Here is a 13251-nt window from a genome sequence, read left to right as displayed (position 1 = left end):
ATAAAGCATATAAACTCTTTAAATACGTTTATTTAATTTTTGCGGCCATATTTATATATCAAGCTGTGAACATATACATGTTAACAGGAAAAGTAGATTATAGCCGTGTTATACTTATAGTAGCTGCTTTGTTTGTGTTTTTCTTCAGGAACAGATTCAATAAAAAATTCGATAATAAACACTAGTTGATTTAGATGAATTCAGAAATCATCATTATCGTAGTATCTCTAATTCTATCTGCGTTTTTTTCAGGTATGGAGATTGCATATGTATCGTCTAATAAGATTCATATTGAAATTGAAAAAAAACAAAAAGGATTTTTAGCAAAAGTATTAACTAAATTAACAGCAAAACCTTCTAAGTTTATAGCAACTATGCTTATTGGTAACAATATAGCTTTGGTTATTTACGGGTTTTTTATGGGGGATGTGTTGGTAAACTGGTTTCAATCTATGTTACCTTCTAGTTCTGCTTTTGTAAATTATATGCTTAACGATTTAAGTTTATTAACGCAAACTGTAATTTCTACGCTTGTAATTCTAATTACAGCAGAATTCTTACCTAAAGTTTTTTTTCAAATTTATGCCAATACTTTAATTAAGTTTTTCGCTGTACCTGCCTATATCTTTTATGGATTATTCTCTTGGGTGTCCGATTTTGTATTATGGGTTTCTAATTTTGTGTTGCGACGTTTCTTTAAAACCGAAGGCGATCAAGTGCAATTGGCATTTTCTAAAGTTGAATTAGGAAATTATATTTCCGAACAAATGCAATCTGTAGAAGAACACGACGAAGTCGATTCCGAAATACAAATTTTTCAAAACGCTTTAGAATTTTCGGAAGTAAAATCTCGTGAGGTTATGGTGCCTAGAACCGAAATTATTGCAGTAGAACTTCATGAAACTCCTAAGAATCTAAATAATTTATTTACGGAAACGGGCTGTTCTAAAATAATTGTCTATAAAGATACTATCGACGATATTTTGGGTTATGTGCATTCGTTCGAGCTGTTTAAAAAACCAAAAACAATTAAGTCCATTTTACTACCCGTAGAATTGGTTCCAGAAACAATGCTTATTAAAGATGTACTAAGTGTACTTATTAAAAAGCGTAAAAGTATAGCCGTGGTTTTAGATGAATACGGTGGGACATCTGGAATTATGACGGTTGAAGATATTGTAGAAGAATTGTTTGGCGAGATTGAAGACGAACATGATACTATAGATTTAATTGAAGAAAAAGTAGACGACGAAAATTATATGTTTTCTGCAAGATTAGAAATCAATTACTTAAACGAAAACTACAAATTAAATCTTCCTGAAAGCGAAAACTACGGGACTTTAGGAGGATTTATAGTTAATCATACAGAAGAAATTCCGAGTCAGAATGAAATCGTTGTTATAGGCGATTTTCAGTTTAGCATCCTAGAAGTATCCAATACTAAAATTGACTTAGTTGCACTTAGCATTGTAAAGGCTGATTAATTTACCTAAATCGTAGAAATTAAATCAATTATTGACATTTTCTCCTTTTATTATTAAAAGGAAAATGGTATTTTCGCGCCCAATATTTCATATAATTTAAATGACAAATGGCAGTTTTAAATAAAATTAGACAACGTTCACTTTTCTTAATCCTAATTATTGCATTGGCATTATTCTCTTTTGTGCTTTCTGGTTTATTCCAGAATGGCGATGCATTAGCGAATAAATCGCAAAGTGTTGTAGCAACAATAAACGGTAAAGAAATTTCTAGAGAAGATTTTTTACGTAAAGTAGAGTTCGCACAAAGACAAATGGGGCAAGGTGTTACAAACACTCAAGCAATGAATACGGTTTGGAATCAGGAAGTGAGACAAGCTGTAATGGAATCTCAATACAACGCTTTAGGTTTTACTGTAGAGCGCGACCAAATGAGAAACTTGTTAAAAACAAACTTAGCAGGTAGCCCAGAGTTCCAAAATGAAGCTGGATTATTTGACGAAAATAAACTTAACGAATATATTGCTAGTTTAAAAGCTACATCTGCTGAAGCTTACCAACAGTGGATTGACTACGAGCAGTCTATTGCAGCTTCAGGTATGCAACAAGACTATATTAATATGGTTAAAGCAGGAGTTACTGGTACGTTAGCAGAAGGTAAAGTAGAGCATGATCTAGAAAACAATAAAGTTGATATTAGATATGTTCAAATTCCTTTTTCTTCTATAGCAGATAGTACGGTATCGGTTTCTAAATCTGATATATCAAGCTACATTAATAATCATAAAAAAGAATTTCAAGTTGAAGCTTCTAGAGATATTAATTATGTAGAGTTTAGAGAAATTGCATCTTTAGACGATGAAAAAGAAATTTCTACGTCATTATCAGGAATGTTAAACAACGCTGTTGTATATAACGACTTAACAAAAACAAACGATACTGTTTTAGGTTTTGCTGAAGTAAAAGATGTTGAAACTTACGTAAACGCAAATTCAGATGTAAAATACGATAATCGTTTTTTATTCAAATCGGCTTTATCTAAAACGTTAGCAGATAATTTATTTAACGAAGGTGTAGGTAGCGTTTACGGACCTTATAAAGAAAACGGATTCTTTAAATTATCTAAATTAGTTGAAGAAAGATTTTTACCAGATTCAGCTAAAGCTAGACACATTTTAATACCATTTGTAGGGTCTCGTGCAGCAACAGCAGAAACGACTCAAACACAAATTGAAGCTAAGAAAACGGCAGATAGTGTAATGGCTATTATTAAAGCTAACCCTTCTAAATTTGCAGATGTATTAGAATTATCTGCAGATAAAGTAAGTAATGAAAATGATGGTGTTTTAGACTGGTTTACATATAATGCTATGGTACCAGAATTTAGAGACTATTCTTTCGAGAATAAGAAAGGTGATGTTGGCGTTGTTAAAACTGATTTCGGTTACCACGTGATTGAAATTTTAGATCAAACGTCTAAAGAAAAAGCAGTGAAAATTGCTACAATTTCAAGAGAAATAGAACCATCAGACGCTACAGTTGATAAAGTCTTTAGAGATGCATCTAAATTTGAAATCGCAGTTGCCGATAAAGATTTCCAAGCTGTATCTAAAGAGAATAACTACACTGTACGTCCAGTAAAAGGGATAGAAGTTCTTCAAGAAAATATTCCTGGATTAAGTAATCAACGTCAAATAGTACGTTGGACATTTAACGAAGAAACTAAAGTAGGCGATGTTAAGCGTTTCAATATTCCTGGTGGATATGCAATCGTTCAGCTTGCAGCTAAAAATGAAGCAGGTTTAATGTCTACAGATAATGCTTCTGCAGTTGTTGTTCCTAAAATTCGTAAGGAGAAAAAAGCAGCTTTAATTAAAGACCGTGTAAAAGCAACAACTTTAGATGCTTTAGCTTCAGAAGAAAATCAAACTATTAAAACAGCTTCTTCTATAAACATGAAAAACCCAACTATTTCTGGTGCAGGTAGAGAACCAATTATTGTTGGTGCAGCTTTCGGTTTAAAAGAAGGAGAAACATCTAAATTAATAGTTGGAGCTAACGGAGTGTATATGGTGGAAGTGACTAAAGTGTCTCCAGCAGTAGAGTTAGAGAACTACCAAGCTTTTGCTAACCGTGTAGGGCAGCAAAAAGCAAATGCAGTTAATACTAAATTATTTGAAGCTTTAAAAGATGCTTCAGAAATTGAAGATAATAGAGCAGAGTCTGTGCAATAATTCACACAACATGATATAATAAAAAATCCTCATCGAAAGATGAGGATTTTTTGTTTTATAGAATCATGTCTTGATACTTAAGAATTGTATGGTATCCTTTGTTTTTAAAGTAATCTGTCGGGTCATTTTCCGATACGGCCATAACAAAATCGCCTCCCCAAGCTCCTAAACTTTTTATGCTTCCTGTAAAATCTGGAAACCTTGAAGTTTTTACAGGGGCTAGTTTTATACGTTCAGAAATGATATGCTCGTGAGCTTCAATAAGTGTTTGAAATGCTTTTAGTTCTGTACACGCTATAAGCTTAGATGTAATAACATTTAAAGCTTGTATTGTTTCAGATTTATCTGCAGTATTAGATTTATAATGCGAAATACCTTCTCGACTATTTTGCTTCTCATTAAGATGAACAAAGTAAATATGTTTAGAAAAATTAGGTTGAAAAAAAACAGGTTTTACAATAGGTAATGCTGTAGATAATTGATACGTAATAGGTGTATTGTTACTGGCACATGCAATATCATATCCGCTACCTCCAAAAGTAAGTGCTAGTAATTTATAAGGATTTACTTTAGCCCAATTGGCAACATTATTTATAAGTGTAGACGATGTACCTAAACCCCAATTATTAGGGAAATCTAAATGTGTTTGCACCGAATATCCCGTATTATCTTTAAGGAAATCTGGATTTAAAGATTTTGCAGCGTTTAAAATAGATGCCAATCTAGTGATTAGTTCGTCGTCATTTTTAGAGTGCAATAAAGCATTGTTATAATCTAAATGAACATCGAGCCAAAGTTCAGCTTTATCGTTAAAACTTTGCCATCTTATTCCAGGTCGGTCTTCTGCTTTTACACTAAGAGATTGTCCGAATTTTGTAGGAAGCGCTAACGCTTCTGCACCGTCTAAAACCAAATATTCAGCGGTAATTAATAACTTCCCATTGCTGTAAAATGTCTCCATTATTGGCGTAATTTTTCAATAGCTTCAACAACGGCACTATGCGAGACAGTATGGGTTTTAAAATGATGTATTAAAGTAGCCTTCTCTTCAGCATTTGCTTCAAACTGATTTAATATGTTCATTAAATGCATTTTCATATGCCCTTCTTGAATCCCTGTTGTAGTTAATGAACGCAGCGCTCCAAAATTTTGTGCTAATCCCGCAACAGCTACAATTTGCATTAACTCTTTAGCCGATGGTTTATGTAACATCTCTAAAGATAATTTTACTAAAGGGTGTAGGTTTGTTAGTCCGCCTACGGTCCCTAAAGCTAGTGGGATTTCCATCCAAAATGTAAATATACCGTCTTCAATTTTCGCGTGAGACAAGCTGCTGTAAGTACCATTTCTAGAAGCATAAGCATGTACTCCAGCTTCTACTGCTCTAAAATCGTTTCCTGTTGCTAATACCACGGCATCTATACCGTTCATGATACCTTTATTATGAGTAACTGCTCTAAACGGTTCTATTTCTGCAATGTTTACGGCTTGTACAAATTTCTTTGCAAATTCTTCTGCTGGTATAGATTTGTTTTCGGTTAATTCTTCTACTTTACAACTAACTTCAGCACGAACTAAACAATCTGGCACATAGTTAGACAATATGCTCATAACTATTTCTATTTGCTGTTCTTTGGTGGTAAAACCTTCAAAATTTAAGGCTTCAGCTTTAAACGTTTTTGCAAATTGTTCTAAACAGGAGTTTATAAAATTCGCTCCCATAGCATCGGCAGTTTCAAAAGAAACATGCAGTTGGTAATAGTTAGCAATAGCAGCTGTTTTATCACGTAATTCAATATCTAAAATGCCACCACCACGCTTTTCCATGTTTTTAGACAATGGTTTTACTGCTTGTAGCAGCTGTGGTTTTATAGCTTTAAAATAGGCTTTTAAATGACTAGGTTCTCCATGAAACATAAAATGTACTTGTCCTATCTTAGTTGTAGAAATTACAGTGGTTTTAAAACCACCACGCTCTAGCCAAAATTTTGCAGCTTTACTTGCTGCGGCAACTACAGAGCTTTCTTCAATTGCCATTGGGATGGTATACATGATGTCGTTAATTAAAAAATTTGGCGCGACACCTAAAGGTAAATAGTAATTTGTAATTGTATTTTCTATAAACTCGTCGTGTAATTGTTGAAGTTGCTCGTTAGAGTTCCAATATTGTTTTAGAATGGTTTTAGTATGTTCCTGATTAGCGAAATAGGTGCTAACAATCCAATCAATTTTTTTGGATTTCGATAGTTTAGAAAAACCTGAAATTGTTTTGCTCATTCAATTATAATTTAACAAAACAAAGATAGCCTTATTCAAATAAAAAATGGCTTCAGCCCACCGTATTATGTATATAAACTGTTAATGAGAGTTAACCTTTATTTAATTTTTAGTAAATTGGCTTTTTTAAAATTCCCCGATTTTAACTAATAATATAAAAAAAATTACGTGAAGTATTACTCGCCTTTATTGCTGTTGTTTTTAATAACAACAAGCTTAGTTTCAGCACAACAAAAACAAATAACTTTAGAAGACATTTGGAACGGAAGTTTCAGAACAGAACGCATGGAATCCTTGCACTCTATGGCCAATGGTCAAGAGTATTCTGTATTAGATGTCAATCGGCAAACAAAAAGCACATCTATAGATATTTACGATTACAAAACCTTAAGTAAAGTTAAAACTTTAGTAAGTTCTAGTGACTTGGCCGAAGTTAATTACTTCTCTAATTACACCTTTAGTGAAGACGAAACTAAAGTGCTATTAGCAACCAATGTAGAATCTATTTTTAGACGTTCAACATTGGGAACGTATTTTGTTTTCGATGTCGCAACAAAAAAAGTGACTGCTATTTCTGATGAAAAAATTCAGGAACCTACATTTTCTCCAGATGGTACAAAAGTCGCTTACGGATTAAATAATAATTTGTTTGTGAAAGATTTAAAAACAGGAGAAACTACTAAAATAACTTCAGATGGTGTAGATAACAAAATTATAAACGGTATTACCGACTGGGTTTATGAAGAAGAATTTGCATTTGTTCGTGCTTTCGAATGGAATGCCGCTAGTAATAAAATAGCTTTTATACGTTTTGATGAGTCTAACGTTCCTGAATTTTCAATGGATGTTTATGGAACAGATTTATATCCTACACAAAATGTTTTTAAATACCCAAAAGCAGGTGAAGCTAATTCGGTAGTGTCGTTACATGTATTCGATTTAGAAAAAAATAAAACATCAGAAGTAACTCTAAATAAATCATATTCAGATTTTTATATTCCTCGAATAAAATGGACTAACGAATCTAATGTTTTAAGTGCGCAATACATGAACAGACATCAGAATGTGTTGGATTTATGGATGATTGATGCTTCGGCAATGTCATCTAAACTTGTGCTTACAGACACAGACGATGCTTACGTAGATGTTACCGATAACTTAACGTTTTTAGAAGATAATAGTTTTATCTGGACGAGTGAAAAAGATGGTTACAATCATATTTATCACTATAAAAAAGACGGTACTTTAATTAACCAAATTACATCAGGAAATTGGGAAGTAACGAGTTATTATGGTTTCGATAAACAGACAAAGAAAATATTTTATCAATCTGTAGAAAACGGCTCTATAAATAGAGATGTCTATAGTATTGGTTTAAATGGGAAAAACAAAACCCGTTTGTCTAAAGAAGAGGGAACGAATTCTGCAGCTTTTAGTGCAGATTTTACCTATTTTATAAACACATATTCTAGTGCCACTACACCACCTTTATACACGCTTAACAATTCGAAATCTGGAAAAGTGCTTAAGGTTATTAAAGACAACAAAGCTTTATCTACTCAATTAGCAGCTTACGATATTTCTAAAAAAGAGTTTAGTACGTTAAAAGTCAACGGAAACGATTTAAATATGTGGATGATTAAACCATCAAATTTCGATGCGTCTAAATCATATCCTATGTTAATGTATCAATATTCTGGACCAGGTTCGCAAAGTGTTTCTAACAGTTGGTTAGCTGCAAACGATTATTGGTACGAAATGTTAGCACAAAAAGGCTATATCGTAGTTTGTGTAGATGGACGTGGTACAGGATATAAAGGTGCTGCATTCAAAAAATCGACACAAAAAGAATTAGGGAAATACGAACTAGAAGATCAAATAGCAGCAGCTAAACAATTAGGAGATTTGTCGTATATTGACAAGGAACGAATTGGAATTTGGGGTTGGAGTTTTGGAGGCTTTATGAGTAGCAATGCTATTTTTAAAGGCAACGATGTGTTTAAAATGGCAATTGCTGTGGCTCCGGTAACTAGCTGGAGGTTTTACGATTCTATTTATACAGAACGTTATATGACAACACCTCAAGAAAATGCTTCCGGTTATGATGAAAATTCTCCAATTAATCATGTCGATAAACTAAAAGGAGACTTTTTATTAGTTCACGGAACTGGAGATGACAATGTACACGTTCAAAATTCTATGCAAATGATTGAAGCTTTAATTCAGGCGAATAAACAGTTTGAATGGATGATTTACCCAGATAATAATCACGGGATTTACGGGGGTAACACGAGATTACACTTGTATACTAAAATGACGAATTTCTTAGATGAAACTCTAGGAGATAAAATTAACTAAACCAATAGTAGAAAAAATTAAACTAAAATAAATATATGGAATTTAAATTTGGAGGTTCAGAAACAAACCAAAAAACAGTATTAGGTCATCCATCAGGATTATTTGTATTGTTTTTTACCGAAATGTGGGAGCGTTTTTCATATTATGGAATGCGTGCATTACTTGTCTTATTTTTAATTTCTTCAATAATGGAAGAAGGATGGGGTTGGGAACGAAGTGATGCTTTGGTACTTTATGCTTGGTATACTGGTTTAGTATATTTAACCCCAATAATTGGAGGTCTAATCGCCGACAAACTTTTGGGTTATAGAAAAGCGGTAGTTATTGGTGCTTTTATTATGACGTTAGGGCATGCCTCTATGGCGTTAGAAGGGATTAGTACGTATTTTTTCTATGTTGGATTATTATGCTTAATACTTGGAAATGGTTTGTTTAAACCAAATATCTCATCAATGGTAGGGCAGTTGTACTTGTCTCAAGGAAAAGAAAAGGATGCTGGTTACACAATCTTCTATATGGGGATTAATGCAGGAGCATTTTTAGGAATCCTTTTATGTGGTTATATAGGTGAAAATGTTGGATGGCACTGGGGCTTCGGTTTAGCAGGAATATTCATGTTTTTAGGAATGTTACAGTTTTACTTCGCCCAAGAAATCTTCGGAAAAATAGGTTTATCTCCTAAGAAAACTCTAGAAGCAGTTGTAGAGGCTAAATCACATCACACCGAAACAGCAGAAGAAAAAGCTGTAGAGCCTGAAAGTCCAAAAGTGGTAAGAGATAGAATGACTGTTATTGGAATTTTCGCGGTTTTCACTATCTTCTTTTGGTGGGCATTTGAACAAGCAGGTGGGTCTATGACGATTTTTGCTTCAGATTATACAGATAGAGTTCTTGCAGGTGATGCAGCGACAACATTTAAAATAATTAATGCTATTATAACTTTAGTTCCAATGCTAGTCATTTCCTATGTATTGGCCATGCTATTCAAGCAAACATTTGGAAAATTTGCACTATCAAATATTTTATTAGGACTTAGTTTTGTTATCATTTGGGGTATCGTAATTTGGATGCTTAAAAAAGAATTTGAAGCCGATGCGACAGAAGTTCCTGCATCTTGGTTCTCTGTGCTTAACTCATTATTTATAATCTTATTTGCACCATTATTTTCTAAAATTTGGGAAAGCAAATACAACCCTTCAGGTCCTGTGAAATTTGCTATAGGTCTTGTTTTAGTGGGCTTAGGTTTCGCTATTCTAGCTTATGGAGCATCAACTATTCCAGAAGGAGCAAAAACAGCAGCAGTAAGTTTAATGTTTTTAGTTGGAGCGTATCTTTTACATACTTTGGGAGAACTTTGTGTATCTCCAGTAGGTTTATCTTATGTAAGTAAGTTAGCACCGCTAAGATTAGTTAGTATGATGTTTGGAATATGGTTCGTTGCTAATTTCATAGCAAACTTATTAGGTGGTATTACAGGTAGTTATATCGACATGATTTCTGAAGAATATGGACTGTCCACCTTCTTTTTAATTTTTACAATTATTCCTATAGTAGCCGCAGTATTTATGCTACTGTTAAATCCGATGATGAAACGAAAAATGCACGGTATTAAGTAATAGAAATAATAGATTATATTTTATAAAAAGCATCTTCGTTGTAAGGTGCTTTTTGTATTTTAGACCACTTAGATGAATACAATATTTTATTAAGGATTAAAATGATACACTTTAAATCGATGAAAAAGGGATTGCTTTTAATGGTTCTTATGTTTTCAATAGGACATGTATATGCTCAAGAAATTAATTGGGTAAGTTTAAATGAAGCTTTAGAACTTCAGAAAACTACACCTAAAAAGATTATGATGGATGCCTATACAAACTGGTGTGGTCCTTGTAAAATGTTAGATAAAAATACCTTTCAAAATAAAGATGTTGCAGCGTATGTTAATGAGAATTTCTACGCCGTAAAATTTAATGCTGAAGGAAAAGAGTCGATAACTTATCAAGGAAATACTTATGGGAATTCTGGTTACGACCCTGCTAAAAAAAATAGTAGAAATAGTGTCCACGATTTTACTAGAGCATTGGGTGTAAACGCGTATCCAACCATAGTGTTTTTTGATGAAAGCGCACAAGTTATTGCTCCAGTAAGAGGGTATCAGAAACCACAACAGTTAGAAGTGTATTTAAAACTTTTTAAAACCGATAAATATAAAGAGTTAACTTCTCAGGAGGTTGTCGATGCATATTTTGCAGAATTTGTACCAGAATTTGTAGAGTAGAACTACATTCACTTAAATATATAAGCTCCCTTTTTACCTGTCTGGTAAAAAGGGATTTTTTTTGTCTTGCAAGTCGCTTCCCAGCGGTTTATATACGATTTGTAATTGCTACCATCAACTATTATCTCATTAGGACTTATAGAGTCGATTAGGCGGTTTAAATTAATTTTAGGGGAATGAGTCAGTAGAACATAATGAGGTTTAAAAGTGCTAACATTATACACTCCTGAACTGTCTACAATGAGCAAGTTTCTATTTTTTATGCGGTACACATTATCCATAGGTTGTTGTGTAACTGTTTGTGTGGCCTTTGCAATAGTGTATCCGCTTAACGGATATGAATTAATGGTAGATATTGTGTCTGTATTACTATAAATATTTAAATGATTTAAAGTTTTATGACCTAATATGTTTTCTCTGTTTTTATGAAACAATACCCATTCAGACTCAGATGCAGCGTTCTTATTATATATTAAAACGGTTTGAAGTCCGATGCATGCAAATAAGACTATGGTAACCGATTTAAACTTCGGATTTAAATACAGGTAAATTAAAGATAGGATTACGCCGTAAATAAAAATTAGCGTATTAAACTCTATTGAAATAGAACTGAAAATAAATTGATCTTGATTCGCAATCCAATTTACAATGGCATTCATAATTCCAATAATTTTATTGTAGAATTCCGCTAGTAAATTTGGTAACACTTCTATAGACGACAAGATGATAATTAAGACACCAAAACCTAAAATAAAACCTAAGAAAGGTATTATAATAAGGTTTGAAAGGAAAAATAATCCAGGGAACTGATGGAAGTAATATACGCTTAACGGTAGCACTCCAATTTGTGCCGCTAAAGTCACTGTTAAAATGTTCCAGAAAAAGCGTACAACTTTATGTTTTGGTAACCACAGTAGAATAAGTTTTGGTTGAAGTAAAACAATACTGAATACTGCTAAATAACTCAGCTGAAATCCAACATCAAAGAGTAGCATAGGGTGCTATAGCAATAAAATAAATGCGGAAATAGCAACGGTATTAAATGTATTTGTAGGTCTATTAGAATTCATACTAATTGTGACTAACGTAAACATTAAGGTTGCTCTACTAACCGAAGGTGATAAACCGGTTAGAATGGCAAAACACCACATTAATATAACAATGCAAATGGTTTTTATAAGTTTTCCATGTTTTACACGCTCTAAAGGAGATAACAGGTAGTTTAATAATAGTAGTATAATTCCAACATGTAATCCCGATACCGCTAGAATATGAACAGCGCCTGCTTTGGTATAATTTGTATATAAGGGTTCCGATATGTTTTGCCGTTGTCCAAGAAGTAAAGCATTTATTACAGCGCGTTGGTCGGTATCAAAAGGATACGTTTTTAATTTTGAATTGACGTATGTGTTTATTCGTTGAGAAATTCCTGTAAGCGATACTTTTGAGGTCTGCAATTGTAATAGCTTATTCTGACTGGTGGTAATTTGTGAATAAATATATTGCCGTGCCAAATAGGCCTTATAATTAAACTGACCAGGATTTAAAGGTGGAGAAATACCTTTAAAATCTTCAGATGTTAGATAAACGGCATCAACATTAAGTGTTGTGGTTAAACTGTCTTTTTTTATGTTTAACAGTGAAGTACCTGAAACAAATTCATCATTAATTTTTAAAATCTGAATTTTATATTTGTCGTAATAAGCATTCGGTTTAAGAACATCTTGAATCTTAAATGTAATGTGAGTTGTGGGAGTGGTTATATTGGTATAATGTGATTTTTGTAGTTTTTGATTATGAATATTTACACTAAAAATTCCGATAGAAACTGTGAGTAGAAAGGCTACAATTCCAAATGACTTAGGCGAATTAAAGGAGGATGTATTCAGTAAATAAATAACAAAAAGAATACATAATAGTGCACAGCAGATTATGGTACTCCAAAGTAGTGAGATGTTTAGAAAATAGCCTAAACAAATACCAAGAATTAAGAATACGGTGAGTTTTACTATTATAAAGTGATTTAACTTCATAACAGTAAGTTACTAATAATTAGAGTATTCTGCGCGCTTCTTCAAAAGAATGATACCAATAGCGCTCTGCCAATGAAGAAGTTATAACGCCTTTGCTAGTGGTGGAATGTATAAATTCTACATGTCCCACTCGAGATTCTACTACTAAACCAACATGGTTAATACTATTTCGTTTTGGGTTAGTTTTAAAAAATAATAAGTCGCCTGCTTTTACATCTTCTAAATCTATTTTAATTCCTTCATTAGCCATGTCTCTAGAAACTCGGGGTAAGTTAATGTTGTATGCTTTATAGGTTTCGTACACTAATCCAGAACAATCCATTCCTTTTTTTGTAGTGCCTCCGTATTTGTAACGAACGCCTTCGAATTGCTGAGCAAAATCGACTATTTCTAATCCTAATGCTTTTAAATCGGCTTCGTTTTTTGGAGCTAAGGGTACAATTTCAGAAGTATCTGAATCTGGAATAGTTCCAGAAGCTCGAGAAACTTCAGAAGTTCTTGAACTGTTATAAGATGTTGTGTTTTTAGAAGATTTACAACCACTTACACAAATAAGTAAGCAAAATAAAAAGGATAATTTGTGCATA

At 33.0% G+C, this 13251-nt stretch carries 8 protein-coding genes and 1 pseudogene; 5 read left to right on the top strand and 4 right to left on the bottom strand.

The window, feature by feature from the left end; all coding sequences use genetic code 11:
- Positions 1–194: 194 nt before the first annotated feature.
- Positions 195–1484: a hemolysin family protein gene (locus tag BN863_RS14905; RefSeq protein WP_038531950.1), complete on the top strand. Its 1290-nt coding sequence runs from the start codon at positions 195–197 to the stop codon at positions 1482–1484.
- A gap of 107 nt (positions 1485–1591) precedes the next feature.
- Positions 1592–3715 carry a peptidylprolyl isomerase gene (locus tag BN863_RS14900; RefSeq protein WP_038531949.1) on the top strand — a complete coding sequence of 708 codons (2124 nt, stop codon included), beginning with the start codon at positions 1592–1594 and terminating at the stop codon, positions 3713–3715.
- Positions 3716–3770: 55 nt separating this feature from the next.
- On the opposite strand, the gene BN863_RS14895 is transcribed toward BN863_RS14900, so the two are convergent.
- Both BN863_RS14895 and BN863_RS14890 read right to left on the bottom strand, forming a co-directional pair.
- Entirely contained in the window at positions 3771–4676 is a 906-nt protein-coding gene (locus tag BN863_RS14895; RefSeq protein WP_038531948.1) for a GYDIA family GHMP kinase, read from the bottom strand.
- The gene (locus BN863_RS14890; RefSeq protein WP_038531946.1) at positions 4676–5992 is read right to left on the bottom strand and encodes a hydroxymethylglutaryl-CoA reductase, degradative; all 1317 of its coding nucleotides are present in this window, start codon (positions 5990–5992) and stop codon (positions 4676–4678) included. The genes BN863_RS14895 and BN863_RS14890 overlap by 1 nt, the downstream gene beginning before the upstream one ends.
- A 168-nt stretch (positions 5993–6160) precedes the next feature.
- On the opposite strand from BN863_RS14890, the gene BN863_RS14885 reads away from it, so the two are divergent.
- The 3 genes from BN863_RS14885 (at position 6161) to BN863_RS14875 (ending at position 10631) form a co-directional block, all read left to right on the top strand.
- Entirely contained in the window at positions 6161–8350 is a 2190-nt protein-coding gene (locus BN863_RS14885; RefSeq protein ID WP_038531944.1) for a S9 family peptidase, read from the top strand.
- Between the two features lie 35 nt (positions 8351–8385).
- A complete protein-coding gene (locus tag BN863_RS14880; protein WP_038531943.1) occupies positions 8386–9966 on the top strand; it encodes a peptide MFS transporter in 1581 nt (526 codons plus the stop codon).
- A 119-nt stretch (positions 9967–10085) separates the two neighbouring features.
- Positions 10086–10631, top strand: a complete 546-nt coding sequence (locus BN863_RS14875; RefSeq protein WP_038531941.1) for a thioredoxin family protein — start codon at positions 10086–10088, stop codon at positions 10629–10631.
- Positions 10632–10639: 8 nt separating this feature from the next.
- Here BN863_RS14875 and BN863_RS18865 read toward each other — a convergent pair.
- Positions 10640–12664 (bottom strand): annotated as a pseudogene (locus BN863_RS18865) (ComEC/Rec2 family competence protein).
- 19 nt (positions 12665–12683) lie between these two features.
- Positions 12684–13250 (bottom strand): C40 family peptidase, encoded by a 567-nt coding sequence (locus BN863_RS14865; protein WP_038533755.1) that lies wholly within the window; start codon positions 13248–13250, stop codon positions 12684–12686.
- Position 13251 lies beyond the last annotated feature (1 nt).

Source organism: Formosa agariphila KMM 3901, from assembly GCF_000723205.1.
GTDB classification, from domain to species: Bacteria; Bacteroidota; Bacteroidia; order Flavobacteriales; family Flavobacteriaceae; genus Formosa; species Formosa agariphila.
Note: the sequence above shows the minus strand (reverse complement) of the source record. Positions and strands in the feature narration are given on the sequence as shown.

What these genes read in the sequence shown, in the direction of transcription:
- BN863_RS14905 (WP_038531950.1), top strand. Translation starts at nt 195, where the DNA reads ATGAATTCAGAAATCATCATTATCGTAGTATCTCTAATTCTATCTGCG.
- BN863_RS14900 (WP_038531949.1), top strand. Translation starts at nt 1,592, where the DNA reads ATGGCAGTTTTAAATAAAATTAGACAACGTTCACTTTTCTTAATCCTA.
- BN863_RS14895 (WP_038531948.1), bottom strand. Translation starts at nt 4,676, where the DNA reads ATGGAGACATTTTACAGCAATGGGAAGTTATTAATTACCGCTGAATAT.
- BN863_RS14890 (WP_038531946.1), bottom strand. Translation starts at nt 5,992, where the DNA reads ATGAGCAAAACAATTTCAGGTTTTTCTAAACTATCGAAATCCAAAAAA.
- BN863_RS14880 (WP_038531943.1), top strand. Translation starts at nt 8,386, where the DNA reads ATGGAATTTAAATTTGGAGGTTCAGAAACAAACCAAAAAACAGTATTA.
- BN863_RS14875 (WP_038531941.1), top strand. Translation starts at nt 10,086, where the DNA reads ATGAAAAAGGGATTGCTTTTAATGGTTCTTATGTTTTCAATAGGACAT.
- BN863_RS14865 (WP_038533755.1), bottom strand. Translation starts at nt 13,250, where the DNA reads ATGCACAAATTATCCTTTTTATTTTGCTTACTTATTTGTGTAAGTGGT.